Origin of the sequence: Streptomyces reniochalinae (genome assembly GCF_003323735.1) — a bacterium.
In the GTDB taxonomy this organism is placed as follows: domain Bacteria; phylum Actinomycetota; class Actinomycetes; order Streptomycetales; family Streptomycetaceae; genus Streptomyces; species Streptomyces reniochalinae.
This window is the reverse complement of sequence record NZ_QOIM01000041.1, coordinates 281,179-306,206: the sequence shown is the minus strand read 5'-3', so window position 1 is coordinate 306,206 and position 25,028 is coordinate 281,179. Positions and strand designations below refer to the sequence as shown.

Here is a 25,028-nt window from a genome sequence, read left to right as displayed (position 1 = left end):
ACCGCCCGACGGGGCCCGGCGCGGCGTCCGCCCGTGCCGGGCCCCGCCGGGCCCGCCCCTCCCCACCGCGTACGAGCACCCCACCTCTGGAGCCGCCGTGAACGCCCCCGTCAACGATTCCGTGAACGCCCCTGCGCACGAGTCCGCCGCCGAACGCGCCGCCCCGATCCTCGTCGCGGGGATCGGCAACATCTTTCTGCGTGACGACGGTTTCGGGGTGGAGGTCGTCCAGCGGCTGGCCAAGCGGTCGTTGCCGCCGGGCGTCGAGGCGGTGGACGTCGGGGTGCGGGGGGTGCACCTGGCCTATCAGGTTCTCGACGGCTGCGGCGTTCTCGTCCTGGTCGACGCGGTCCACCGCGGCGGCGAGCCGGGCACGGTGCACCTGATCGAGGTCGGCGCGGACGACCGGGTCGCACCGGAGGGCGTGCCGGTGATCGACGGGCACCACATGTCACCCGACACGGTGCTCGCGCTGCTGGACACCCTGAGCGAAGGGACCGGCGGCAGCAGGCCCCGGCGCGTGTTCGTCGTCGGCTGCGAACCGGCCGCGCTGGACGAGGGCATCGGGCTGAGCGCACCGGTGGCGGCCGCCGTGGACGACGCCTGCGAACTGGTGCTGCGGTTGCTGGACGAGCTGGAGGCGACTTGCTGACGGCGCATCACACGGGCGGCTCGCGGGGAACCGCCGAACGGCGGACGGCCCGCCCGGGCAGCGGCGTGGCGGCGCGGGAGCGGCCACGGGCGACCCTGTAATGGTGCGGGCCGCAGCCCGGTCCGTACCACAGGGAAGTGCCCGATGCACGAGATGTCCATCGCGATGGCAGTGGTCTGCCAGGTCGAGGAGGCGGCGCGCGCGCACGGCGCCGAGGGCGTCGAGACCGTGACGCTGTCGGTGGGCGAGCTCGCGGGCGTGGTCCCCGACGCGTTGCGCTTCTCCTTCTCCCTCGCCTGCGAGGGCACCGTCCTGGCGGGCGCCGAACTGGTCACCGAACACGTCGCGGGGCGCGCCCGGTGCGAGTCCTGCGGCGGTGAGTGGGCCACGGGCGTGCCGCCGCGGCTGTGCTGCACGCGGTGCGGCGACTCCCGTACCCGGTTGCTGTCCGGCCGCGAGCTGGGCATCGCCACCGTGCGCTGGGCCGAGGGCCCGCAGCGCGCCCGAGCCCTCGAGGAGCTGTGATCCCATGTGCCGCGTCACCGATCTCCAGCAGGCCGTGATGGCCCGGAACGACGACCGTGCCGAGCACCTGCGCGCCGAGCTGGCCGCCGGCGGGACGGCCACCGTCAACCTGCTCTCCAGTCCGGGGAGCGGCAAGACGGCGCTGCTGGAGGCGGAGTTGGCCCTGGCCCGCGAGCGCGGGGTCGCCGTGGCCGCGCTGACCGCCGACCTGGCCACCGAGAACGACGCGCGGCGCCTGGCCCGTTCGGGCGTGCCCTGCAAGCAGGTACTGACCGACGGGCTGTGCCACCTGGAGGCCGACATGCTCGCCGGGCACCTGGCCGGCTGGCTGCCTGGGGACACGCGGCTGCTGTTCGTGGAGAACGTGGGGAATCTGGTCTGCCCGGCCTCCTACGACCTGGGCGAGTCGCTGCGCGTGGTGCTGGCCTCGGTCACCGAGGGCGAGGACAAGCCGCTGAAGTACCCCACGGCGTTCGGAACGGCGCAGTTGGTCCTCGTCACGAAGGAGGACATCGCCGAGGCCGTCGGCTTCGACCGTGACGCCTTCCTCACCCACGTGCGTCAGGTCAACCCGGGTGTCGAGGTCGCCTTCACCTCGGCGCGGGCCCAACTCGGCGTCGGTGTGCTGCTGGAGCGGGCGCTGGCGGTGGCAGACGGTGCCGCCGCCCACCGCCCGGTGATGGACCGGCGTACGGCGGCGCACGGGCACGCACACGACGACGGCCACCGTCACGAACACGCCCACGGGCACGAACACGGGCACCGCGACGGGCCCGAGCACGAGCACAGCCACGGTCACGCACACGAGCACGGCCCGGACCAGGGGCTGAGCCATCCGCACGCCCCCGCGCATGTCAGGGGCTGAGCGCAGCCGCGTCCTGGTCAGGGGCGTGGTGCAGGGCGTGGGGTTCCGCCCGTACGTGTACGGCCTGGCCGGACGGCTGGGCCTGGCCGGACACGTCACCAACACGGGCGAGGGCGTGGTGGCCGAGGTGGAGGGTGCCCGCGAGGCGGTGGCCGCCTTCCGGCAGCGGGTGGGGAGCGAGGCGCCGCCGCTGGCGCTGGTCGAGTCGGTCACGCACGAGACGCTGCCGCCGCAGGGGGGCTCCGGTTTCCGTATCGTCGCCTCACGGCCGGGCGGTACGCCCTCCGCCCTCTCCACGCTCGTCGCCCCTGACACCGCCACCTGCGACGCCTGCTTGCGGGAACTGGCCGACCCCGCGGACCGCCGCCACCGCCACCCGTTCGTCACCTGTACCGACTGCGGGCCGCGCTTCACCCTCGTGACCGGCCTGCCCTACGACCGCGCCAACACCACCATGGCGCGCTTCGCGATGTGCGAGCGCTGTGCCCGCGAATACGAGGACCCGGCCGACCGGCGCTTCCACGCCCAGCCCGTCTCCTGCCACGACTGCGGTCCCCGCGTGCGGCTGCTGGTACCCGGGGCGGCGGGCGCGGGCTGGACGGAGCACGGCGGCGATCCGGTGGCCGAGGCGCGGCGGCTGCTCGCACGGGGCGCGGTCGTCGCCGTGAAGGGCCTGGGCGGCTACCACCTGGCGTGCGACGCGTCCGACGAGGAGAGTGTGCGGCTGCTGCGCTCCCGCAAGGCGCGCGGGGACAAGCCGTTCGCGGTGATGGCACGCGACCTCGCGGATGTCGAGGAGTTCGCCACCGTCGGCCCGCACGAGCGGTCCGTGCTGGCCGGAAGCCGCCGCCCCATCGTGCTGCTGCGCAGACACCTGTCCGAGGCGGGAGACGGCCTCGCCGCGGCGGGGCCCCGCCTCGCCGCCGCTGTGGCGCCGGGCAGCCCCGACCTGGGCGTCATGCTCCCCTACACCCCGCTGCACCACCTGCTGCTGGGGCTGCCCGGCGACCCGCCGGGGCCCCGGCTGCTGGTGATGACCAGCGGCAACCTGGGTGGCGAGCCCATCGCCTGGGACGAGGACGAGGCGCTGGAGCGGCTGGCGCCCCTCGCGGACGCCTTCCTCACCCACGACCGCCCGATCCACGTCCCCTGCGACGACTCGGTGGTGCGTGTCGTGGACGGTGAGGTGCTCCCGGTGCGCCGCTCGCGCGGGTACGCGCCGGTGCCGGTGCCGCTTCCCCTTCCGGTGCGGGCCGCACTGGCCGTGGGCGGGGACCTGAAGAACGTCCTGGGTCTGGGCGAGGGGCGGCGCGCGTGGCTGTCGGCCCACATCGGGGACATGGACGACCTGGCCACGCTGGGCACGTTCGAGCGTGCCGGCGAGCATCTGGCGGGTCTCACCGGAGTCGTCCCACAACTGCTGGCCGCCGACCTGCACCCCGGCTACCGCTCCACCCGGTGGGCCGAGGGCGCAGCGGCCGGCCGGCCGCTGCGCCGGGTCCAGCACCACCACGCGCACGTCGCCTCGGTGATGGCCGAGAACGGGCTGGACGGCTCGTTCCCCGTACTGGGCGTCGCCTTCGACGGCACGGGGTACGGCGACGACGGCGCGATCTGGGGCGGAGAGTTCCTGCTCGCCGACTACGACCGCTCCACCCGCGTCGCCCAGCTGCGCTACGCGCCGCTGCCCGGCGGTGACGCCGCCGTACGCCACCCCTGGCGCATGGCCCTCGCCCACCTGTGGGCCGCGGGGCTGGCCTGGGACGCGGACCTGCCGTGCGTGGCGGGCTGCTCCGAGGCGGAGCTGCGGGTGCTGGCGCGGCAGCTGGACCGCGGCCTGTACTCCGTGCCGACCTCCAGCATGGGACGGCTGTTCGACGCGGTGGCCGCGCTGACCGGCGTGTGCCGACACGCCGGATACGAGGCGCAGGCCGCCGTCGAGCTGGAGGCCGCGGCAGCGGCCTGCTCCGCCCCCGACCCCGGCGGCTACGCGTTCGAGCTGCGCTCCCCCACCGGCGGCGGCCCGCTGCCGGGCGCCCCGGGCCCACCGGCCGCCCCGGAACCGCTGGTGGCCGACCCGGGGCCGCTGCTGGCCGCCGTCGTCGCGGACCTGCGTGCGGGTGCGGGACGGGGACTGATGGCGGCGCGCTTCCACGCGGCGGTCACCGCGCTGGTGCTGCGCGTGTGTGCGGCGGCCCGCGAGCGGCACGGGGTGGAGACCGTGGCGCTGACCGGTGGCGTGTTCGCCAATGCGCTGCTGTCCAAGACCTGTGCGCGCGACTTGCGCGCCGACGGCTTCACGGTCCTGCGCCACAGGATCGTCCCGCCCGGCGACGGCGGGCTGGCCCTGGGCCAGCTCCTGGTCGCGGCCCACTGACCCGACCGTCGAACGAGGAGAACGAGCCCATGTGCCTGGCGGTACCCGGCAAGGTCTTGGACATCGAGGAGCGTGACGGCACGCGCATGGCGTCCGTCGACTTCGGTGGCGTGGTCAAGGAGGTGTGCCTCGCCTACGTGCCCGACCTGCGGGTCGGCGAATACACCATCGTGCACGTCGGATTCGCGTTGCAGCGACTGGACGAGGAGTCGGCCCGGCAGACGCTGGCGCTCTTCGAGGGTCTGGGGCTGCTGGAGGAGGAGTTCGGCGACCCGTGGCGGGCGGCCGAGGAGGCGCGGCGGGGCGAGGAAGAGCAGCCCGTGCGCAGCGGGCAGCAGGAGGTGCGGCTGTGAAGTACATCGACGAGTTCCAGGACCCGCAGCTGGCCCGGCGGCTGCTGGACGACATCCACGCCACCGTCACCCGCCCGTGGGCGCTGATGGAGGTGTGCGGCGGGCAGACCCACTCGATCATCCGGCACGGCATCGACCAGCTGCTGCCCGAGGGGCTCGAACTGATCCACGGGCCCGGCTGTCCGGTCTGCGTCACCCCTCTCGAACTGATCGACAAGGCGCTGGAGATCGCCTCGCGTCCCGATGTCATCTTCTGCTCGTTCGGTGACATGCTGCGCGTGCCGGGCACCGGGCGCGACCTCTTCCAGGTCAGGTCGGAGGGCGGCGACGTCCGCGTCGTCTACTCGCCGCTGGACGCGCTGCGGATCGCCCGGGAGAACCCGGAGCGCGAGGTGGTCTTCTTCGGCATCGGTTTCGAGACCACGGCCCCGCCCAACGCCATGGCCGTCCACCAGGCGGCCGAGCAGGACGTGCGCAACTTCAGCCTGCTCGTCTCCCACGTGCGGGTGCCGCCCGCCATCGAGGCGATCATGGCCTCCGAGGAGTGCCGGGTGCAGGCGTTCCTCGCCGCGGGGCACGTGTGCAGCGTCATGGGGACGGACGAGTACCCCGCGCTGGCCGACAGGTTCGGGGTGCCCATCGTCGTCACGGGGTTCGAGCCGCTGGACATCCTGGAGGGCGTGCGGCGCGCCGTACACCAGCTGGAGAGCGGGCGGCACACCGTCGAGAACGCCTACCAGCGCGCGGTGGTCGCGCAGGGCAACACGGCGGCCAGGGCCATGCTGGATCAGATCTTCGCGCCGTGCGACCGGGGCTGGCGCGGCATCGGCGTCATCCCGGACAGCGGCTGGCGGCTGGCGCCCCGCTACCGCGCCTGGGACGCGGAGTACCGGTTCTCCGTGGACTCGATCACGGCCAGGGAGCCGGCGGCCTGCCGCAGCGGCGAGGTGCTCCAAGGGCTGCTGAAACCGCACGAGTGCGAGGCGTTCGGCACCACCTGCACCCCGCGCACCCCGCTGGGCGCCACGATGGTCTCCAGCGAGGGTGCCTGCGCCGCCTACTACCTCTACCGCCGGCTCGGCGGGACGACGACCGCACCACTGGAGGCGAGCAGCGTTGACTGACACCGAAACCGCCGAGCCCGCGACGGGCGCGCCCTCCCCCGCGCCCGACTTCTCCGGCTGGACGTGCCCTGCGCCGCTGCGCGGGCAGCGGCGGGTCGTGATGGGCCACGGCGGGGGCGGAGCGCTCTCGGCCGAACTGGTGGAGCACGTCTTCGCCCCGGCGTTCGGGGGCCGGGCACTGTCCACGCTCGCCGACTCCGCCGCGCTGGAACTCGGCGGCGCCCGGCTGGCCTTCTCCACCGACTCCTTCGTGGTGCGGCCGCTGTTCTTCCCCGGCGGCAGCATCGGCGGCCTGGCCGTCAACGGCACGGTCAACGACCTGGCGATGAGCGGGGCCCGGCCCGCCTACCTGTCCTGCGGGTTCATCCTGGAGGAGGGCGTGGAGATCGCCCTGGTGGCGCGGATCGCCGAGGCGCTGGGCGCCGCGGCGCGCACCGCGGGCGTGGAGGTCGCCACCGGGGACACCAAGGTCGTGGAGGCGGGGCGCGGTGACGGCGTCTACCTGAACACGGCCGGGATCGGGCTGATCCCCGAAGGGGTCGACATCAGGCCGCAGCGCGCACGCCCCGGCGACGTGGTGCTCGTCAGCGGCGCGATCGGCGCGCACGGCGTGGCGGTGCTCAGCAAGCGCGAGGGGCTGGAGTTCGAGGTCGGCATCGAGAGCGACTGCGCGGCGCTGGGCGGTCTTGTGGACAGCGTGCTCGCCGTCACCCGGGACGTGCACGTGCTCCGCGACCCCACGCGCGGCGGTGTCGCCGCCGCCCTCAACGAGATCGCGTCGGCCGCCTCGGTGGGCGTGGAGCTGCACGAGCGCGCGCTGCCGGTCCCCGACGCCGTGGCGAACGCCTGCGCGATGCTGGGCCTCGATCCGCTGTACGTCGCGAACGAGGGCAAGCTCCTCGCCTTCGTGCCGCGTGCCGAGGCGGACGCCGTGCTCGCCGCGATGCGCGCCCACCCCCTCGGGGCCGAGGCCGCGGTGGTCGGCGAGTGCGTCGAGGAGCACCCCGGCATGGTCGTCGCCCGCACCGGTCTCGGCGGCCGGAGAGTCGTGGACCTGCCGCTGGGCGAACAACTCCCCCGGATCTGCTGAACCACCGAGGAACGTGCCCACCAGTCCGCCAGGACATCTGCCGACAGCTCACCCATCAACCACCAGGAGGTCGTGGTGCGGATCCTGCTCATCGCGAGCGCCTTCAACAGCCTGACCCAGCGGGTACAGGCCGAACTGCGCGACGCCCGGCACACCGTCGCCACCGAGGTGGTGCGCGACGCCGACGACGTGCGGCACGCGGTCGCCGGGTACGAGCCGGAGCTGGTGGTCGCGCCGATGCTGCGGACAGCCGTCCCCGAGGACGTGTGGTCGCGGTACACCTGCCTGATCGTCCACCCGGGTCCGCCAGGCGACCGCGGCCCCTCCTCCCTCGACCGGGCCGTCGCCGAGGGGCGCGGCCGCTGGGGCGTGACCGTGCTCCAGGCCGAGGCGGAGATGGACGCGGGCGACATCTGGGCCTCCGCCGAGTGCGAGGTGCCCGGCGGCGTCGCCAAGAGCGACCTGTACCGCGGTGAGATCTCCGACGCGGCCCTCGAAGCGGTCCGCAGCGCCCTGGCCAAGTTCGCCACCGGCAGCCACCGCCCGCGCTCGCAACGGGACCTCACGCCGACGGTGCGGCCGGTCATGCGGCAGTCCGAGCGCCGCATCGACTGGCAGTCGGACGGGACGGTCGCCGTGCTGCGCACCCTGCGGGCCGCCGACTCGCAGCCCGGAGTGCGCGATGCGATGCTGGGCGCCGAGTGGTACCTGCACGGCGGCCACCTCGAGGACCAACTGCACGGCACCCCGGGGGAGATCGTCGCCACCCGGGCGGGCGCCATCTGCCGGGCCACGGTGGACGGCGCGGTCTGGATCCCCCAACTGCGCCCCGTGCGCGCCCCCGGCGGCCGTGCGACGTTCAAGCTGCCGGCCACGCTGGCGCTGGGCGACCGGCTGCCGGACGTGCCCGAACGCCCGGCACCGCTCGAACTCGCTCCGGAACGCCTCACCTACTCCGAGATCCGCTACCGGGAGCGGGACGGCGTCGGGTATGTGCACTTCTCCTTCCCCGGCGGCGCGATGAGCACCGTCCAGTGCCGACGGCTGCTGGCCGCCTACCGGTACGCCTGCACGCGGCCGACCCGGGTGGTGGTGCTCGGCGGTGCGCGCGACTTCTTCTCCAACGGCATCCACCTCGGCGTCATCGAGGCGGCCCGCGACTCCGCGGCCGAGGGCTGGGCCAACATCCAGGCGATCGACGACGTGGTCGAGGCGGTCTTGACCACCACGGACCGGCTGGTGGTCGCCGCGCTCGGCGGCAACGCCGCGGCGGGCGGCGCCATGCTGGCCGCCGCCGCCGACGAGGTGTGGTGCAAAGCGGGCACCGTCCTCAACCCGCACTACCGGCTGATGGGCCTGCCGGGCTCCGAACTGTGGACCTACACACTGCCCCGCCGGGTCGGCCCGGAGATCACCGAAGCGCTGATGCGGGACGCCGAGCCGATGAGCGCGGCCACCGCGCGCCGCATCGGCCTGGTGGACCGGGTGCTGCCGGCCGGGCCGAGCGAGTTCGCGCCGCGCGTGGCCGAGCTGGCGGCCGCGCTGGCCGTGGATCCGGCCACCCACCAGCGGCTGGCCGTCAAGAAGGCCAACAGGGCCCGGGACGAGGCGGCCGAACCGCTGGCCTCGTACCGCGACCAGGAACTGGCCGCCATGCACCGCGTCCTGTTCGACCCGGGCGCCCCGCACCACGCGCTGCGGGCCGCGTTCCTCCGCAAGGAACCGGTGCCCCGGGACGTGGCGAGCCGCCGGGGTTAGAGCCTTCCTGCGGCGCTTGCTCCCCGGGGGGGTGCCACTGTCCGCGGCGTGCGGTCCGCGGGTGGGTTGTGGCTGGTCGCGCCGTTCCCCCGCGCCCCTGCGGGGGCGTCCCCCTCTGTCCTGAGGCCGCCTGGTCCGCTCCCAGCGGGGTGGCGGCGGCCCCACAACCGCGAACGCGCGAGCGCCCCGCCGGTGTGCCGGCGGGGCGCTCGACTGACAACGGAGAGCCCGCGGGAGAGGGGAATACCCGCCTCAGGTACCGCGGGGTGGTGTCAGTCGTTGTAGCAGAAGTTGCCGAAGGCGGGGTTCAGGACCCCGATGACGTCGACGGTGTTGCCGCACACGTTGATCGGGATGTGGACCGGGACCTGGACGACGTTGCCGGAGAGCACTCCGGGCGAGTTCGTCGCCGCGCCACTGGCGCCCGCGTCGGCGAACGCCGCGCTCGCGCCGCCGAGAACGGTGGTGGCGGCCAGCCCCGAGGCGACAACCGCGGTACGGATGCGCATGGCGATCCTCCTTGTTCTGTGTACCAAGACGCGCACAAGGGTGCACCGCGACCCGAGCCGGGGATTCCGTCGCCACGCCCAACGGGCGGGGACTCACCCGATCGGCGGTGTTTCCCTTCGGCGCCTCACCCGTGAGTGGACCACCGCGTCACCGGCGGCGGCCCTGCGCGGGGATGCCCGGAGTCCGGGGCCGAGGCGGCCATTCGGGTCCCTTATGCCGTGTCTTTCATATATTGCTCTGTAATGCCCGGCGAAGCGGTGACGATGGACCGGTCCTTGTTCTTTCGTGATCTCCACGGAGGTTTCCATGCGCATGCGCACCCTGACGCGCTCCCTCGCGGTCGGCCTCGCCGCCCTCGGTCTGGCCGCCGCCGGCACCACCGCGGCCTCGGCCTGCGGCGGGGACGAGTACAACTGGGTCCACAAGGACGTCCACAAGAAGTGGACGTCCGTCAACGTGTCGGACGACGACCACATCATCAACGACTCGGTGATCTTCAAGTTCGGCCCGATGCAGAACGACTGACCGGTTCGCCGGCGGTTCCCCTTAGCCGGCGCGGAGAGGCCCTCCGAACCTCCAAGGATGATCCCTCCGCGTCACGGCCGGACCGCGAGGCCGGCCGACCCCCAGGGGCCGCTCCCTCAGGAGCGGCCCCTGGCGGCATGCACGGAAGGCGCCACAGCACCGGCTCTCCACGAGGAGTTGGCGACCTGGCAGCTATCCGGCGCGCGTCCGCTCGCTGAAGCGGAAAGCGGGTGGACACGGGTTTCACCTGCCTGCCGAAGCCTGTGAGCGCACCGATCGCGGGCCGCCGCGACACCGGCGGCCACCCGTAGGCTCTCCGCATGAGCCACCCGCCTCTCCCCTCCCCCGGTCCCGACCTGCCCGCCGCGCGCGTCACCGAGATCAACGCGGTGGTCGCCGAGGTGACCGGCTGGGCGGCCCGCCGCCCGGACGTGGCCGGGTTGCTGCTGGTCGGCTCCTGCGCCCGGGGCGCGGCACGGACGAGTTCGGACGTCGACCTCGTGCTGCTGGTGGCCGACGTGTCCGCCTTCGACGGCGACGCCTGGGCCCACGGGCTCGGGCTGCCGCTGCCGGTACGCACCCGGCAGTGGGGTGCCATTCGGGAGCGCCGCTTCAAGACGCGCGCGGGGCTCGAGGTCGAGTTCGGGATCGGTACGCCGTCGTGGGCGGCCACGAAGCCGGTGGACCCCGGGACCCGCCGCGTCGTCGGGGACGGTGCGCTCGTCCTGCACGACCCGGTGGGCCTGCTCGCCGAGCTGACGGCCGCCTGCCGCGAGGGATGAATGCCGCCGGGACGGGGAGCTGCCGCGAGGCGTGAGCCCCGCCGGGGCGGGGAGCCTCGCTACGGCGCGCCGGTGACCGCCTCCGCCACCAGGTACTCGGTCGCGGCCGCGAGGTCCGCCTCGATCCGGCGGGCCGTCGCGCGCAGTTCGGGCAGGACGGCGGTGCGCAGTTCGTCCGGGGTGCGCTGGGCGGCGTGGGCGGCGACGTCGAGGGCTGCGGCCACCCGGCCGTGGCGGTCGAGGAGAGGGACGGCGAGGGAGCGCAGCCCTTCCTCCAGTTCCTGGTCGACGAGGGTGTGGCCGTCCCGCCGTGCGGACTCCAGGGCGGCGGCCAGCTCGGGCCGCCGGGTGAGGGTGCGGCCGGTGAGCGGTCGCGGCGCGGAGCGGGCCAGCCGGTCCGCGGCCTCCTGGCGGTCCAGCCCGGCGAGCAGGACGCGGCCCGCGGCGGTGGCGTACGCGGGCAGCCGGGTGCCCACGCCGAGGTCGACGCCCATGACGCGGGTGGCGGTGGCGCGTGCCACGTAGCGGACGTCGGTGCCGTCCAGGACGGCGATCGAGGCCGAGTCGTGGACGCGGCCGACCAGTTCGGCCAGGTGCGGGGCGGCGATCCGCTCGAACGTGAGGCCCGCGTGGGCGGCGAAGCCGAGCCCGAGCGTTCTGGGCAGCGGCACGAAACGGGTCTCGTCGGTGCCCGCGCCCACGTAGCCGAGCCGGCGCAGCGCGTGCAGGAAGCGCCGGGCGGTCGCCCGGGAGAGACCGGTGACGGCGGCGACCTGGCTGAGGGTCAGCCCTTCGGGGGCGCGCAGCGCGCTCAGGACGGTGAGGCCGCGGGCGAGCGACTGGAGGAAGCCGGGCCCGAGTTCGTCCTTGACCGCCCGCAGGGCCGTCGCCCGAGTGGGGGCGGCGGCTGCCGCCGGCGGCCCGGGCGCCGACGCCGACACCGGTGCCGGTGGCGCGGGGTGGGCGAGGGTGGAGGCACGCTCCCGGGTTCCGCGCCCTGATGTGGCGAGCGTCTCGCGCATCGTCGCGGCGCAGGCGCGCAGCCGGGGCAGCGCGTGGGCCGTGAGGCTCTCCGCGGTGTGTCTGCTGGTGTGGCTGACGACGCTGACCGCGCAGACGAGCGTCGAGTCGGGTCCGTACACGGGCAGCGCGACGGCGACGAGCCCGGGCTCCACGAGCTGGTCGTCGACGGCAGCGTCCGCCGCGCGGGCCTCGGCGACGCGGGCCGTGAACTCCCCGGCCCCCGGAGCCTGCCGCGGGCCGCTCCGCGGCGGCAGGGCGAGGAACCCGGCGGCGTGCGGGTCCTCGGCCAGGCGCCGCCGCCAGCACCGCCATGTGGCTTCGTCCCACCGGGCGGCGAACAGGGCGCCGGGCGCGCACCGTTCGGCGGGCAGCAGGTCACCGATGTGGAAGGTGACGGCCATGGCGCGCCGCCGCGGGCACTGGATGACGAAGCGCACTCCGTCGCGGTCGGGGACGGCGACGGAGACCGACTCGTCCAGCTCGTCGGCGAGCCGGTGCGCGTGCGGGCCCAGCGCCTCGGGCAGGGTGCTCGCGGCCAGGTAGGCGTTGCCGAACTCCAGGACGCGGGGAGCCAGCTGGAGGTCGCTGCCCTCGGCGCGCAGGTGTCCGAGGCGGACGAGGGTGGCGGCGACGCGGTCGAGGGTGGCACGGGCCAGCGGGCAGACGCGCACGAGCTCGGCGCGGCTGAGCCGGCCACCGGGGGCCGCCGCGAGGGCGCTGAGAACTCTCAGGCCGCGCTCCACGGTGGCCACGGCGTCCCCACCGGGTGCGGCACGGGGCGGGGCGGGCGCCGGCGGGTTCGCTGCGCTGCGGGGCATGCGGTCCTCCGAAGTCCTCACGGGGCGGGCGCCGTCGGGCGCCGGCCGCCGGCCCGTGTCCGACGAGGCCACGGGCGCGGATCTTTCGGGTGCGGCGCCCATTGACAAGACCTCGCACCCGGATGAGACTCACCGGCATTCGGGGACGAACAATAGTTCACTCTGCGAACACCGGACAACAAAGGTCACGCACCCGCCGCCGACGCACGGCGTCGCTCGGCACCGGACTGCGCGCGTGCGCGCCCGGTGCCGAGGCCGCCGAGGCGGCCGCACGCACCGCCGCCCCGCTCCGCTGTCCCCGAGGAGGCCCGATGACCGCACAGCGCCCTTCCCCGCCGGCCGAGCCCGGCTCGGCCGCCCCATACGAGCAGCGCGTCCCACCCCCGGACGCGCGCGGCGGCACCGCCAGGAACGGTGGTGCGCCGCCCCACTTCCCCGCGCCCTCGCAGGCGGACATCGACGAAGCCATCGGCGCGGCGCACGCGCAGGCCGCGCACGCGGCGCCCCTGGACCATCCGCCGCGCGACTTCCCGCCGTACCGCAGCAGTGCGCTGCGCCACCCGCTGGCCTCGCCGCTGCCGCTGCGCGACCCGGAGGCCGTCGAGCTGACCGGCCCGGTCTTCGGCGTCACGGACGTCACCGCGCTGGACAGCGATCTGACGCGCCGGCACCACGCGGAGCCGCTGGGAGAGCGGATCACCGTCACGGGGCGGGTCCTCGACCGGCGCGGGCACCCCGTGCGCGGGCAGCTGGTGGAGGTGTGGCAGGCCAACGCCTCCGGCCGGTACGCACACCAGCTCGACCAGCACCCGGCGCCGCTCGACCCGCACTTCACCGGGTCAGGCCGCTGCCTGACCGACGACGAGGGCCGGTACGCCTTCACCACGATCAAGCCGGGCGCCTACCCGTGGCGCAACCACACCAACGCCTGGCGCCCGGCGCACATCCACTTCTCCCTCTTCGGCGACGCGTTCGCCCAGCGGCTGGTGACGCAGATGTACTTTCCCGGGGACCCGCTCTTCCCGTACGACCCGATCCTCGGGTCCGTCACCGACCGGGCGGCACGCGAGAGGCTGGTCGCCGACTACGACCACGAGTTGTCCGTTCCCGAGTGGTCGCTGGGCTACCGCTGGGACATCGTCCTGGACGACCCGGCCGCCACCTGGTGCGAGGAGGGCCGCGCCTGATGACCGAACCGACCAGGGCCGCGCCCGCGCCCGCCGCCATGCCGCTCGGGCCCACCCCGTCGCAGACCGTCGGCCCCTTCTACGGCTACGCGCTCCCGTTCGCCGGTGGCGGCGACCTCGTCCCCGCCGGACACCCCGAAGCCCTCACCCTGCACGGGTACGTCTTCGACGGCGCCGGAGAGCCGGTGCCCGACGCGCTGCTGGAGTTCTGGCAGGCGGACCCCGCGGGGTCGGCCACCGGCGCGCCCGGCTCGCTGCGCCGCGACCCCGTGACCGGCGAGGCCGCGGGCCGCGATGGCGTGCGCTTCACCGGCTTCGCCCGGATACCGACGGACGCCGACGGGCACTGGATGATCCGTACCCTCGCGCCGGGCCCGCACCGGCCCGCCGCCGTTCCTTACCTGGCGCTCCTGGTGTTCGCGCGAGGTCTGCTGCACCACCTGTACACCCGCGTCCACCTGCCCGAGCACGCCGAAGCGCTGGCCGCTGATCCGGCGTTCGCCGCGCTGCCGCCCGAGCGCCTCGGCACGCTGCTCGCCGTCCGTGAAGCCGAGCGGCGCTACCGCTTCGACCTCCGCCTCCAGGGCGAGAAGGAGACGGTCTTCCTTGACTTCCCCCTCGAACCCCACCAGCCCGTCGCCGCCCCCGTTCCAGGGGCCCGGTGACGCACCCGGCGACGGGGCCGATCTCGGGCTGCTCTCCCCCGTGCGGGCGGGCTCCCCCGCCGAGTCCGCGACGGGCGACCGCGCGTTCCTCCAGGCGCTGCTCGACGCCGAGGCCGCCCTCACCCGCGCGCAGGCCGGGCTCGGACTCGCCCCCGGCGAGGCCGCACGCGCCGTCACCGCGGCGGCGGACGCGGCACACTTCGACGTGCGGGACCTGGCGCTGCGCGCCAGTGCGGGGGGCAACCCCGTCATTCCGCTGGTCGCCGATCTCACGGCGGCGGTGGGAGACGCGGCCGGGCCCTGGGTGCACCGGGGCGCCACCAGCCAGGACATCATGGACACCGCCGCCATGCTGGTCGCCCACCGCACACTCGGCCACCTGCTGGCCGACCTGGAGCGCACCGCCGTCGCGCTGGCCGCGCTCGCCGCCACCCACCGGGACACCGCCATGCCGGGCCGCACTCTCACCCAGCACGCCGTGCCCACCACCTTCGGCCTCAAGGCGGCCGGCTGGCGGGCCCTGGCGCTGGACGCGCGGCGGCGGCTGGCCTCCGTACGGGAGGCGCTGCCCGTGCAACTGGGCGGCGCGGCGGGGACGCTGGCGGCGTTCGCCGCAGACGGAGGCGGGGAAGCGGCGCTGCGGCTGCCCTCCCTCCTCGCCGAGGAGACGGGTCTCGCCGAACCGCCCCTGCCCTGGCACACGCTGCGCACGCCCGTCGCCGACCTGGCCGCGGCCCTCGCCCACACCGCGGGCAGCCTCGGCAAACTCGCCGCCGACGTGCTGGCGCTCACCCGCACCGAGACGGCGGAGGTGGCCGAGGGCGCGGGCGGCGGTTCGTCGGCCATGCCGCACAAGGCCAACCCGGTAAGGGCCACCCTCGTCGCCTCCGCCGCACGGCAGCTCCCCGCGCTGGCCGGCGTGCTGTTCGGCGCGCTCGCCGCCGAGGACGAGCGCCCCGCGGGGGCCTGGCACGCCGAATGGCAGACCCTGCGCGAGGCGCTGCGGCTGACCGGGGGCGCGGCACGGTGCGCCGCCGAGCTCGCGGAGGGGCTGCGCGTGCGGCCCGCCCGTATGCGCGAGAACCTCGCGCTGACGGGCGGGCGCCTCGTCTCCGAGCGCGCGGCGCTCGTCCTCTCCCGGTACGTGGGGCGGGCGCGGGCCGGCGCGCTGGTCACCGAGGCCGCCGCACGCTCGGCGTCCGAACAGGCCCCTTTCGTCGACGTCCTGCGCGAGTGCGGCGAACTGGCCGACGTCCCGCAGGAGGTCTGGGCCGACCTGGCCGAGCCCGCGCGCCACACGGGCTGTGCGCCCGCGCTCGTGGACCGGGCACTGGCGCACGGCCCGCCCGCACCGTCCCCTACAGCACCGCGATCCGAGGAGACTCCGTGACCCTGCCGCACCACCGCCTCGACGGCCCCGCAGACGGCACCCCGCTGATCCTGGGCCCGTCCCTGGGCACCTCCCTCGCCGTGTGGGAGCCTCAGGTTCCCGCCCTGACCCGGCGCCACAGGGTGCTGCGGTACGACCTGCCGGGCCATGGGGGCGACGCCGTCGGCGGGGGCGCCGCCGCGTCGGGCGCGGGGTCCGCCACCGTCGCCGAGCTGGCTTCGCGGGTGCTGGCGCTCGCCGACCACCACGGCTGGGAGACCTTCAGGTACGCGGGCATCTCACTGGGCGGCGGTGTCGGCACCCACCTGGCCGTCCACCACCCCGGGCGGATCTCGTCACTGGCGCTGGTGTGCTCCTCGGCCTGGTTCGGGGAGCCGGCGGGGTGGTACGAGCGGGCCGCGCTCGTGCGCGACGACGGCACCCGCTCTCTCCTGGAGGCGGCGCCGGGACGCTGGTTCGCAGAGCCTGAGCGCATGGCCGGCACGAAGCTCGGTGCGCGGCTGCTCGCGGACCTCGCCGAGGCCGACCCGGCCGGGTACGCCGCCTGCTGCGAAGCCGTCGCCGGCTTCGACGCGCGGCCCGCGCTGTCGCGGATCACCGCGCCGACGCTGATCGTCGCAGGCGCCGCGGACCCCGCCATCCCGCCCGCCCACGCCAGTGAACTCGCGCACGGCATCCGCGCGTCCACGCTCGTGCGGGTGGAGGGTGCGGCGCACCTGGCCGGTGTGGAGCGGCCCGAAGCCGTCACCGAAGCGCTGCTCGCCCTCTGGGACGGTGCCACCCCGCCGTACGCCACCGGGGAACGGGGCCGCGCATGAGTCACGGTCCGCGCACGCGGGTGGCCGTCGTCGGCGCGGGCCCCGCCGGTCTGCTGCTCGCCCGGCTGCTGCACCTGCACTCCATCGACTGCGTCGTCCTGGAGAGCCGGGGGCGCGGTTACGTGGAGCAGCGGCAGCGCGCCGGGATCCTGGAGCAGAGCACCGTCGACGTGCTGCGCCGGGCGGGCGCCGCGGACCGGCTGGAGCGCGAGGGGCTGCCGCACGACGGCATCGAACTGCGCTTCGCCGGGCGCCGCCACCGTCTCGACTTCCCCGCGCTCACCGGCGGCCGCCGCGTGTGGGTCTACGCCCAAACGGAGGTCGTCAAGGACCTCATAGCCCTCCAACTCGCCGACGGGCCGCCCCTCGTGTTCGAGGCGCCGGTGCACGCGGTGGAGGGCGCCCAGGACGGCGGCTGCACCGTCCGCTACACCCACGGGGGCCGGGAGAGGGCGCTGACCTGCGACTGGGTCGTCGGCTGCGACGGCTTCCACGGCGTCGTACGCGACGCCGTCCCCGCCCCGGCGCGCCAGGTGCACGAGCGTGTCTACCCCTACGCGTGGCTGGGCATCCTGGCGGACGCGCCCCCCGTCCACGACGAGCTGATCTACGCCCACTCGCCGCGTGGCTTCGCACTGGCCAGCATGCGCTCCCCGGCGGTCAGCCGGCTCTACCTCCAGGTGCCGGTCGGCACGGAGCCCGGCACCTGGCCCGACGAGCGGATCTGGGACGAGCTGGACGTCCGCTTCGGGGCGCACGCCGACTGGCGGCTGACGCGTGGCCCGGTCACCCAGAAGGCCGTGCTGCCGATGCGCAGTTCGGTGACCGAGCCGATGCGCTACGGGCGGGTGCTGCTGGCCGGAGACGCGGCGCACATCGTCCCGCCCACCGGCGCCAAGGGCCTCAACCTGGCGGTGTCCGACGTGACGGTGCTGGCCCGCGCCTTCGCCCACCTGCACGAGACCGGCTCGGCCACCCTGCTCGACACCTACTCCGACGACTGCCTGGGGCGGGTGTGGCGCGCCGAGCACTTCTCGTACTTCATGACCACCACCTTGCACACCGCGCCAGGCCAGTCCTCCTTCGACACCCGGCTCCAGCTCTCCCAGCTGGAGCGCGTCGCCGCCTCCCCGCACGCCGCGGCGGAACTGGCCGAGAACTACACGGGGGCGCCGCTGCCCGGCGAGGGGTGACCCGCGCCGGGTGACGCCTGACGCGGGCGGTCGGACCTCGCCACCCATGGACGGGCGGTCACTGGGTACCGCGAAGCGCGAGACCACCGCGCACAAGGGCACGAGATCCGGCGGCACGAAGGAGCCGATCATGAGGTACGACGAGTTCCTGGCCCAGGTCCGCGAACGCGGCGAGTACCGCGACCGGCAGGAGGCCGAGCAGGTCACGTGGGTGGTACTGAGCGTGCTCGCCAACCGCATCAGCCCCGTCAAGGCCGGGGAGCTGGCGGCCCAGCTGCCGGGACCGCTCGGGCCAGTCGTCGCCGAGGCGGGCGAGGACGAACCCGAGACGTTCGGCGTGGGCCGGTTCTGCGAGCGCGTCGCCGCGCAGACGGGCGCCCGCCCCCGCACCGCGGAGTGGGACGCCAGCGCCGTCCTGTCGACCCTCGCCGACGCGGTCTCGGGCGGAGAGCTCAACCAGCTGATCAGCCAGCTGCCGAGCGGCTACGCGGCGCTCTTCGGCAAGGCGGAACTGAGCAGGTGAGGCGCGCGCCGCGGGGTGCGGCGGGTCCGGTGCCGCCGGGCCGAGCCGCGGCGGCCGGTGTCAGGCGGAGCGGTCCACCTCTTCGAGGGCGTTCAGCCGCCGCGCGGCGGTGGCGCCCTCCGCGGCTTCACGGAAGGCCCGCAAGCCCTCCCCCAGGACCGCGCGAGCCTTGGGCGGCATCGCCGCCAGGGTCGCCGTGAGGGCCTCCTCACGGCGCAGCCGCAGGTCGCTCAGGTACTTCTTGCCCTGACGGGTCAGGTGCAGCTCCAGCTCCCGGCGGCTGACGGGGCTGGGGAGGCGCTCCAGGAAGCCGAGCGCCTGGAGCCGGTCGCACAGCCTGCTGACCGAGGAGGGGGCAGAGCCCAGCAGCTCCCCCAGCGTGCGGAGATTCATGCCCTCGTCACGGTCGAGGCAGTAGAGGACCCGCAGCTGGGAGGCGGAGACGGGCGAGGTGGAGACCGCGTCCCTGCCGTGCTCCCACAGGACCTCCAGCAGTTCGATGACCTCGCCGGCCGCCCCGGCTGCCTCGTGCGAGGTCGAGGTCACGTTCACTCCCCATTTCCGGCGCTCCTGCCCGTCGTCACGGGGCACACTCGTCGCCTGTCCGTCTCCGTGCAAGGGGCTCACAAGAGCCTATCGCCCTCCGGCCCCCTTCGGACAGGTCGCCGCGGCAGGCCCCCACCCGCAGGTCAGGGCCTTTGCCCGGGCCGCCGAGCAGCCATCTGTTGTCATTCAGCGAATGTTGCAGTGCGACGATAATGTACTGGTCCGGCCCCAGGGTACGCAGTGCCCCCTGCCAGGCCGTCGCACGATTCGGCAGAACGAGAAGCAGGAGACGTGGACAGATTCGCCGTGGTCGAGCGGGCCTTGCGCGCCGCCGCACCCCACGCATTGATGGATGTCGTCGAGCAGGCACTGCGGGAACAGTACGGAGCGTCGGGGGCCGAGCTGCGCATGGCCGACCTCGGCATGCGCACCCTGCAAAGGGTCGAGCCCGTGCCCCTGACCGCCGAGCCGCTGCGCATCCACAACAGTCCGCAGGGGCGGGCGCTGCGCGCCCCTGAGCCGCTCGTCCTGACCGACAGGGCGGCACGCACGGTGACGGTGCATCTGCCGGTGAGCGTACGGGGGGACCGGCTGGGCGTGCTGTCGGTCACCTTCCCCTCCGGCACCGACGCGCACGGCCTGCTGCCGGAGCTGGAGGACCTGTGCCGGGCCCTCGGCCACGAGATCACGGTCGCCGAGCGCGACACGGACCTCTACCAACGAGCCCGCCGGACCACTCGGCTGACGCTCGCCGCGGAGATGCAGTGGCAGCTGCTGCCCGGCCGGTCCCTGCGGCGCAGGGAGTTCGCGCTGGGCGCCCACCTGGAGCCCGCGTACTCCACGAGCGGGGACAACTTCGACTGGTCCGTCTCGGCCGACCACCTGACCGTCGCCGTCGCCAACGGCATGGGCGACGGCGTGGAGGCGGCCCTGCTGACCAACCTCGCCGTCAGCGCGATGCGCAACGCCCGCCGCGCCGGCCTCGGACTGGCCGACCAGGCCGCGCTCACCGACCAGGCGGTGTACGCACAGCACCGGGGCGCCGCGCATGTCGCGATGGTCCTGATCCGCTTCGAGCTCGCCACGGGCCGGGCCGAGGTCGTCGAGGCCGGCTCACCGCGCGCCTGGCTGCGCCGGGAGGGCAAAGTGGAACCCCTGGTCTTCGACGCGCAGTTGCCGCTGGGCATGTTCGAGGACACCCACTACGTGACGGAGCGCTTCCGGATGCAGCCGGGTGACCGGCTGCTGCTGGCGACGGACGGCGTCTACGAGGCCCGCTCCCCCGCCGGTGAGGTCTTCGGGGACCACGCGCTGGCCCGCTCGCTGACCGCCAACGGACTGCTGCCCGCCGCGCAGGTGCCCCGCGCGGTCTTCCAGGAGCTCACCTGCCACCGCGGCGAGGGCCCCGTCGAGGACGACGCCCTCGCCGTGTGCGTCGACTGGTACGGGCGCTGCGGGACGGAGCACGCCTGACGCCCTCAGCGCCCTGCCCCGGCCCGCGCCCGCTGTCCAGGGGCGGGCCGCTTGCCCGAGAGGTGGCGCTTGCCCGAGGGACCGGCCCTTGCCGGAGGGGGCGCTTGCCGGAGAGGGGGGTGGGCGGGGAATGTGGGGCCCGGCGGGGCTTGTTTCCCGCCACACCAGGGCGCGGCCCGTCCTGATGCCCCCATCGCAGGAGACAGCATGAGCACCATCGAGCTGACCACGGACAACTTCGAGGAGATCATCGCGGGGAACGACTTCATCCTGATCGATTTCTGGGCGTCCTGGTGCGGCCCCTGCCGCAGCTTCGCCCCGGTGTACGAGGCCGCCGCCGAGCGCCACTCCGACCTGGCCTTCACCAAGGTGGACACGGAGGCCCAGCAGGAGCTGGCAGCGGCCTTCGAGGTGCAGTCGATCCCGACTCTGGCGATCATCCGCGACCGCACCCTGATCTTCTCCCAGCCCGGTGCGCTCCCCGAGGCCGCTTTGGAGGACGTGATCGGCCAGGCCCGCGCGCTGGACATGGAGGAGGTCCACAAGACCGCCGCCGAGGCCCAGCAGGACGGCGGCTCCGAGGGCGGCAACGCCTGAGGGGTCGGTATCAGGAGGGGGCAGGCGGCCGCGGCCGGGCGCCTCACCGCCCCGCACCCACACGACGACGGCCGCCCGGGTCCGTACCCGGGCGGCCGTCGTCGTGGTCGCCGCACCCGGCTGCTACCGGCCCGTGCCCGCGGGGACGGGGCGGCGGTCCAGGCGGAAGTCCTGCCGGACGGGGTGGCCGTCCCGGGCCCGTACGCGGGCGACGGCGGCGAGCCGGTCGGGGCTGCTGGCGATGACGTTGACGAACTCGTCGGGGAGTCCCGCCGCGGCGTACTCGCCGTTCTCGTCGGTGATCGCGCGCACCAGCTCCCTGCCGTGGGTGCCGGTGACCGTGATGGCGACGCCCTGCACCGCCTGGCCGCCCTCCTCGGTGACCCGTCCCGTCAAGGTGGGCTGCTGCTGCCCCATGCGGTGCAGGTGCGGCGGCACGGCACTGGGCCGGGGCAGCTCGAAGGAGGGGTCCTCGACCGGGGGCTCGGCGGGTGTGACGGCCGCCTGCGACTCGTCGCCCGCCACCTCGGCCTCGGCGCCGTTCGCGGCCTCCTTGCGGGCCGCGCGCCTCTCCTTCCAGACGCCGAGCGCGAGCAGCGCGGCACCGGCGACGACCCACGCGCACAGCACCAGCACGTGCCGCCACACGTCCTTGCCGTCGAAGTAGAACAGCCCGCGCAGCGCCTCGATGAGATTGCCCATCGGCATGACCGGGTGGAGCGCCCGGAAGAAGCCGGGGACCATCTGGACGGGTATCGCGCCACCGCTGGAGGGCATGCTCAGCAGCACGAACAGGCCCATGGCCACGCCGGGGAAGAACTGCTTGAAGAACGGCACCAGACCGAAGGAGGTCTGCGCGACCGCCTGGGTCATCAGGAAGATCAGTGGGATGGCCAGCGGCTCGTTCGGTATGACGTCCATGCCGCGCGCCACGAAGAAGGCCACGACGCTCTCGACCGCTCCGACGGCCGCGAGCGTGAGCACCTTCTTGCGCCGCCCGAAGGTGGTGGCCCGCAGCAGCATCATCACGCTGATGTACGAGGGGATGGTGCAGGCGAGGACGACGTAGAACAGTCCGGTTCCCATGCCGTCGCCCGGCGCGGTGGGCGCCGCCTCGTGGACCTGGAGTTGCCCGCCGTTGTGCTGGGCGACGGAGGTGAAGGTCTTCTGGAGGACCGACTCCAGCGAGTAGCCGTCGGCCTTGGCGACGTAGAGCTGGGGCTGCTTGGCGTCGGGCACGTAGCCCGCGGTCGCCTCGCGCCCTGTGACGGCGTCGTGCGCCGCGTCGGCGTCGGCGACCTGGTGGAGGTCGAAGGCGCCCGGGCTCTTGTGTTCGAGCGCCTGCTCCAGCTGCGGCGCCGTGGGCCCTGCCACGGCCACGTCCACGTGATGGGGGACGGGGTTGTGGAAGGGCAGCAGGTAGCAGACGAGGAAGCCGGTGAAGAAGAACGCCGGGAACCAGAGCGTCTCCGCCAGGGTGCGCACGGTCGTGCGGAGCGCGGACGGGCCGCCTCCGCTCTCCGGTTCCGCCTTGTGTTCCGCCATGGGCTGGGGTCCGCCTCCTCGCAAAAATATGTGGCATAGCCAACGATTAGCTACGCTAACAGAAAGATGCAGCGCTGCAAAAATGCACTAGTGTAGGAAGCGCCACAGGTGAGACCGCGGACGAGGGCCGCGGAGGAGAACCGCAACCGGGAGAGCACGGGAGCACAGATGGCCGCCGAGACCGCCGAGACCGCCCACGGTCTCCGGGAGCGGAAGAAGCTGGAGACCCGCTCGGCGCTGCGCGCCGCCGCGGTGGCGATGTATCTGGAGCGCGGCCCCGCCGCCGTCACCGTGCACGACATCTGCGAGGCCGCCGGGGTCTCCCCCCGTACCTTCTTCAACTACTTCGAGACCAAGGACGACGCGGTCTTCGACTGGGACAACAGACTCACCGGCCACCTCGTCGAACTACTGGCCGCACGGCCGGCCGACGAGCCGCCCCTGACGGCCCTGCGCCAGACCCTGCGCACGGCGATTCCCGCGCTGGTCGCCGACTCGGGCTGGCGGGAGCGCCGCAAGCTGCTGGGCGCCCACCCGGAACTGGTACCGAAGCTGGTGCACAGCAACAGCCACATGGCCGAGGCACTCTCCGACGCCGTCGCCGCCCGCACCGGACTGCCCTCCGACGCCCTCTACCCGCGCCTCCTGGCCGGCGCGGGGATGACGGTACTGCGCTCCGCCATCCGCGCCTGGGACCCCGAGTCCTCCGCCGAGGACCTGCTGGCCATGCTCGACTCCTGCTTCGACTCGCTGGCCGCGGGGCTGCCCGAGCCCACGGAGGGCGACCCGGCGCGGTCGGCGCGCTGATCGCTCACCGCCCGCCGAGCGCCTCTTGGAGGTCGTACCGTACGGGCTGCTCCAGCTGCTCGTACGTGCACGAGTCCGGTTCCCGGTCGGGGCGCCAGCGCCGGAAGAGCACCGTGTGACGGAAGCGCTCGCCCTCCATGTGGTCGTAGCCGACCTCGCACACCCGCTCGGGCCGCAGCGGCACCCACGACAGGTCCTTGGCGCCGCTCCACCGGCTGGGCGCGCCCGGCATCCGGCCCTCCTCGTGCGCCGACTCGTCCTCCCAGCGGGCCCACGGGTGCTCACCCGGGCGGTCCATCCGCAGCGGCGCCAGCTCCCGCATCAGCTCACGCCTGCGCGCCGCGGTGAACGACGAGGAGGCACCCACGTACTGAAGGGTGCCGGAGGCGTCGTAGAGGCCCAGCAGCAGCGAGCCCAGCGCGTCGGCGCCGCTCTTGTGGGGGCGCAGCCCGGCCAGCACGCAGTCGGCGGTGCGCTCGTGCTTGACCTTGAGCATCACCCGCTCCCCCGGCCTGTACGGGAGCTCGGGCCGCTTGGCCACCACCCCGTCCAGACCGGCGCCCTCGTAGTGCGCGAACCAGTCACGCGCCACCGCGCTGTCGTAGGTCACCGGTGCCAGGTACAGCGGCGGACGTACCCCCTTGAGTGCCTTCTCCAGCATGGCGCGCCGTTCGCTCAGCGGCCTGGGCATCGCGTCGGTGTCACCGAGGGCCAGCAGGTCGAAGGCGACGAAGGAGACGGGCGTCTGCTCCGCCAGCAGCCGCACCCGGGAAGCGGCAGGATGGATACGCTGCTGGAGCGCCTCGAAGTCCAGCCGGGCGCCGAGCGGGAGCACGATCTCGCCGTCCAGCACGCAGCGGCGCGGCGCCCGCTCCCGCACCCCTTCGACCAGCTCGGGGAAGTAGCGCACCAGCGACTTGCCGGTACGGCTGATCAGCTCGATCTCGTCGCCGTCCCGGAAGACCAGACAGCGGAATCCGTCCCACTTGGCCTCGTACTGCATGCCCTCCGTCGCCTCGGGGATCGAGGCGACGGGCTTGGCGAGCATCGGTTTGACCGGTGGCAGGACAGGGAGCCGCATGGCTGCGATTGTCCCGGCCGGAAGCGATCGGCGCGCGCCGGCCGGGCCGGGTCAACCCTTGAGCCCGGCCACGAAGGCCGTCCACGCGGCCGGCGAGAACGCGAGCGGCTCGCGGGCGGTGTCCTTGGAATCACGGACGGGAACGGCTCCGGCGTCGGCCACGCGGCCAGGGGCCCACTCGACGCAGTTGCCGCCCTCCCCACCGCTGTACGTGCTCTTGACCCAATCGGTGGGGCGGCTGGTGGAGGTGCTGCTCATCGGGTGTGGTCTCCCCTCGCACTGTGAAGCAAGCCGAGTGACTGAGCCGGTGACAGCGCGCCCGCGCGTCACCGGTCAAACCAGTTACGGGCGTCATCTACCCGCTCCGGAGAGTCAATCACGCGCCCGAGCCCCTGTCCCTCCGAGTACAGCACCGGCGGCTGACCTGTGGCCATGGCAAACCGCAACAGCGTGAACGGCGACTCCGCCGGGGCGCGCCGGACGCGAACGGCAACACTTGCATCGTGACGGCTGGACGCTCCGCCACGACGGTCGGGTACCGGAGTTGAGCGCGCATCACCTCCGGACCTCCGACCTGCCGCCGCAGGCACGCTTCGTCCAAGGCCGGCCGAAGAAGCGGCGGTTGATCCTGCTCGTGCAGCACCGGCTCAGACTGGACGACCCTCCGGGGGTCGTCGTCTACAGGTACGGCGACCAGTTGCTCCCGGTGAGCCGCCGCGGGGGCCCTGGGGCGCCCGGCGCGTCCCCACGGACGTAGCGGAAGTCCGCCGGGTGCCACGGCCCCGCGCCGGCCGAGGGGCG

At 74.3% G+C, this 25,028-nt stretch carries 26 protein-coding genes; 19 read left to right on the top strand and 7 right to left on the bottom strand.

Annotation, left to right across the window (positions count from 1 at the left end; genetic code table 11):
* The first annotated feature begins 166 nt into the window (after positions 1 to 166).
* From DQ392_RS25195 to DQ392_RS25160, 8 genes are all read left to right on the top strand, one after another.
* Positions 167 to 652 (top strand): hydrogenase maturation protease, encoded by a 486-nt coding sequence (locus tag DQ392_RS25195; protein ID WP_114018044.1) that lies wholly within the window; start codon positions 167 to 169, stop codon positions 650 to 652.
* A gap of 144 nt (positions 653 to 796) precedes the next feature.
* Positions 797 to 1,177 (top strand): hydrogenase maturation nickel metallochaperone HypA/HybF, encoded by a 381-nt coding sequence (locus DQ392_RS25190; RefSeq protein ID WP_114017980.1) that lies wholly within the window; start codon positions 797 to 799, stop codon positions 1,175 to 1,177.
* A 4-nt stretch (positions 1,178 to 1,181) separates the two neighbouring features.
* Entirely contained in the window at positions 1,182 to 2,042 is an 861-nt protein-coding gene (hypB, locus tag DQ392_RS25185; RefSeq protein ID WP_114017979.1) for a hydrogenase nickel incorporation protein HypB, read from the top strand.
* Entirely contained in the window at positions 2,029 to 4,419 is a 2,391-nt protein-coding gene (gene hypF, locus DQ392_RS25180; RefSeq protein ID WP_114017978.1) for a carbamoyltransferase HypF, read from the top strand. The genes hypB and hypF overlap by 14 nt, the downstream gene beginning before the upstream one ends.
* Before the next feature lie 29 nt (positions 4,420 to 4,448).
* The gene (locus tag DQ392_RS25175) at positions 4,449 to 4,772 is read left to right on the top strand and encodes a HypC/HybG/HupF family hydrogenase formation chaperone (protein WP_114017977.1); all 324 of its coding nucleotides are present in this window, start codon (positions 4,449 to 4,451) and stop codon (positions 4,770 to 4,772) included.
* A complete protein-coding gene (gene hypD / locus DQ392_RS25170) occupies positions 4,769 to 5,896 on the top strand; it encodes a hydrogenase formation protein HypD (RefSeq protein ID WP_114017976.1) in 1,128 nt (375 codons plus the stop codon). The genes DQ392_RS25175 and hypD overlap by 4 nt, the downstream gene beginning before the upstream one ends.
* Positions 5,889 to 6,986, top strand: coding sequence for a hydrogenase expression/formation protein HypE (gene hypE / locus DQ392_RS25165; RefSeq protein ID WP_114017975.1), 1,098 nt, complete (start codon positions 5,889 to 5,891; stop codon positions 6,984 to 6,986). Before hypD ends, hypE begins: the two co-directional genes overlap by 8 nt.
* Before the next feature lie 75 nt (positions 6,987 to 7,061).
* Positions 7,062 to 8,744: a hydrogenase maturation protein gene (locus DQ392_RS25160; protein WP_114017974.1), complete on the top strand. Its 1,683-nt coding sequence runs from the start codon at positions 7,062 to 7,064 to the stop codon at positions 8,742 to 8,744.
* A 272-nt stretch (positions 8,745 to 9,016) separates the two neighbouring features.
* Here DQ392_RS25160 and DQ392_RS25155 read toward each other — a convergent pair whose 3' ends face one another.
* Positions 9,017 to 9,253: a chaplin gene (locus tag DQ392_RS25155; RefSeq protein WP_114017973.1), complete on the bottom strand. Its 237-nt coding sequence runs from the start codon at positions 9,251 to 9,253 to the stop codon at positions 9,017 to 9,019.
* Between the two features lie 307 nt (positions 9,254 to 9,560).
* Between DQ392_RS25155 and DQ392_RS25145 the strand changes: the two genes are divergently transcribed.
* Together DQ392_RS25145 and DQ392_RS25140 are read left to right on the top strand one after the other, a co-directional pair.
* Positions 9,561 to 9,779 carry a hypothetical protein gene (locus DQ392_RS25145; protein WP_114017972.1) on the top strand — a complete coding sequence of 73 codons (219 nt, stop codon included), beginning with the start codon at positions 9,561 to 9,563 and terminating at the stop codon, positions 9,777 to 9,779.
* 320 nt (positions 9,780 to 10,099) lie between these two features.
* Positions 10,100 to 10,561: a nucleotidyltransferase domain-containing protein gene (locus tag DQ392_RS25140; protein ID WP_114017971.1), complete on the top strand. Its 462-nt coding sequence runs from the start codon at positions 10,100 to 10,102 to the stop codon at positions 10,559 to 10,561.
* Between the two features lie 59 nt (positions 10,562 to 10,620).
* Here DQ392_RS25140 and DQ392_RS25135 read toward each other — a convergent pair whose 3' ends face one another.
* Positions 10,621 to 12,402, bottom strand: coding sequence for an IclR family transcriptional regulator domain-containing protein (locus DQ392_RS25135; RefSeq protein ID WP_114017970.1), 1,782 nt, complete (start codon positions 12,400 to 12,402; stop codon positions 10,621 to 10,623).
* A 311-nt stretch (positions 12,403 to 12,713) separates the two neighbouring features.
* On the opposite strand from DQ392_RS25135, the gene pcaH reads away from it, so the two are divergent.
* The 6 genes from pcaH to DQ392_RS25105 all read left to right on the top strand — a co-directional run bounded on the left by pcaH (position 12,714) and on the right by DQ392_RS25105 (position 18,178).
* Positions 12,714 to 13,589, top strand: coding sequence for a protocatechuate 3,4-dioxygenase subunit beta (pcaH, locus tag DQ392_RS25130; protein WP_181856576.1), 876 nt, complete (start codon positions 12,714 to 12,716; stop codon positions 13,587 to 13,589).
* Positions 13,589 to 14,254, top strand: a complete 666-nt coding sequence (gene pcaG, locus DQ392_RS25125; protein ID WP_114017969.1) for a protocatechuate 3,4-dioxygenase subunit alpha — start codon at positions 13,589 to 13,591, stop codon at positions 14,252 to 14,254. Before pcaH ends, pcaG begins: the two co-directional genes overlap by 1 nt.
* Before the next feature lie 28 nt (positions 14,255 to 14,282).
* A complete protein-coding gene (gene pcaB, locus DQ392_RS25120; protein WP_245981948.1) occupies positions 14,283 to 15,644 on the top strand; it encodes a 3-carboxy-cis,cis-muconate cycloisomerase in 1,362 nt (453 codons plus the stop codon).
* Entirely contained in the window at positions 15,641 to 16,462 is an 822-nt protein-coding gene (locus DQ392_RS25115; protein ID WP_245981916.1) for an alpha/beta fold hydrolase, read from the top strand. Before pcaB ends, DQ392_RS25115 begins: the two co-directional genes overlap by 4 nt.
* Positions 16,459 to 17,655, top strand: a complete 1,197-nt coding sequence (locus DQ392_RS25110) for a 4-hydroxybenzoate 3-monooxygenase (protein ID WP_114017967.1) — start codon at positions 16,459 to 16,461, stop codon at positions 17,653 to 17,655. The genes DQ392_RS25115 and DQ392_RS25110 overlap by 4 nt, the downstream gene beginning before the upstream one ends.
* Before the next feature lie 130 nt (positions 17,656 to 17,785).
* Complete coding sequence (locus DQ392_RS25105; protein ID WP_114018040.1) at positions 17,786 to 18,178, top strand: DUF2267 domain-containing protein; 393 nt, start codon at positions 17,786 to 17,788, stop codon at positions 18,176 to 18,178.
* 60 nt (positions 18,179 to 18,238) lie between these two features.
* Here the strand turns inward: DQ392_RS25105 and DQ392_RS25100 are convergent, their stop codons facing one another.
* The gene (locus DQ392_RS25100) at positions 18,239 to 18,724 is read right to left on the bottom strand and encodes a MarR family winged helix-turn-helix transcriptional regulator (RefSeq protein ID WP_245981914.1); all 486 of its coding nucleotides are present in this window, start codon (positions 18,722 to 18,724) and stop codon (positions 18,239 to 18,241) included.
* A 291-nt stretch (positions 18,725 to 19,015) separates the two neighbouring features.
* Between DQ392_RS25100 and DQ392_RS25095 the strand changes: the two genes are divergently transcribed.
* Together DQ392_RS25095 and trxA are read left to right on the top strand one after the other, a co-directional pair.
* Complete coding sequence (locus tag DQ392_RS25095; RefSeq protein WP_114017965.1) at positions 19,016 to 20,197, top strand: PP2C family protein-serine/threonine phosphatase; 1,182 nt, start codon at positions 19,016 to 19,018, stop codon at positions 20,195 to 20,197.
* Positions 20,198 to 20,404: 207 nt separating this feature from the next.
* Positions 20,405 to 20,794, top strand: coding sequence for a thioredoxin (gene trxA / locus DQ392_RS25090; protein ID WP_114017964.1), 390 nt, complete (start codon positions 20,405 to 20,407; stop codon positions 20,792 to 20,794).
* A gap of 123 nt (positions 20,795 to 20,917) precedes the next feature.
* Here the strand turns inward: trxA and DQ392_RS25085 are convergent, their stop codons facing one another.
* Positions 20,918 to 22,339, bottom strand: coding sequence for an ABC transporter permease (locus tag DQ392_RS25085; protein WP_114017963.1), 1,422 nt, complete (start codon positions 22,337 to 22,339; stop codon positions 20,918 to 20,920).
* 168 nt (positions 22,340 to 22,507) lie between these two features.
* Between DQ392_RS25085 and DQ392_RS25080 the strand changes: the two genes are divergently transcribed.
* Positions 22,508 to 23,146, top strand: coding sequence for a TetR/AcrR family transcriptional regulator (locus tag DQ392_RS25080; protein WP_114017962.1), 639 nt, complete (start codon positions 22,508 to 22,510; stop codon positions 23,144 to 23,146).
* Positions 23,147 to 23,150: 4 nt separating this feature from the next.
* On the opposite strand, the gene DQ392_RS25075 is transcribed toward DQ392_RS25080, so the two are convergent.
* The 3 genes from DQ392_RS25075 to DQ392_RS35895 form a co-directional block, all read right to left on the bottom strand.
* Positions 23,151 to 24,227, bottom strand: a complete 1,077-nt coding sequence (locus DQ392_RS25075) for an ATP-dependent DNA ligase (protein ID WP_114017961.1) — start codon at positions 24,225 to 24,227, stop codon at positions 23,151 to 23,153.
* 51 nt (positions 24,228 to 24,278) lie between these two features.
* Positions 24,279 to 24,485 carry a DUF397 domain-containing protein gene (locus tag DQ392_RS25070; RefSeq protein ID WP_114017960.1) on the bottom strand — a complete coding sequence of 69 codons (207 nt, stop codon included), beginning with the start codon at positions 24,483 to 24,485 and terminating at the stop codon, positions 24,279 to 24,281.
* Between the two features lie 118 nt (positions 24,486 to 24,603).
* Entirely contained in the window at positions 24,604 to 25,005 is a 402-nt protein-coding gene (locus DQ392_RS35895; protein WP_220182660.1) for a Scr1 family TA system antitoxin-like transcriptional regulator, read from the bottom strand.
* Between the last annotated feature and the right edge of the window lie 23 nt (positions 25,006 to 25,028).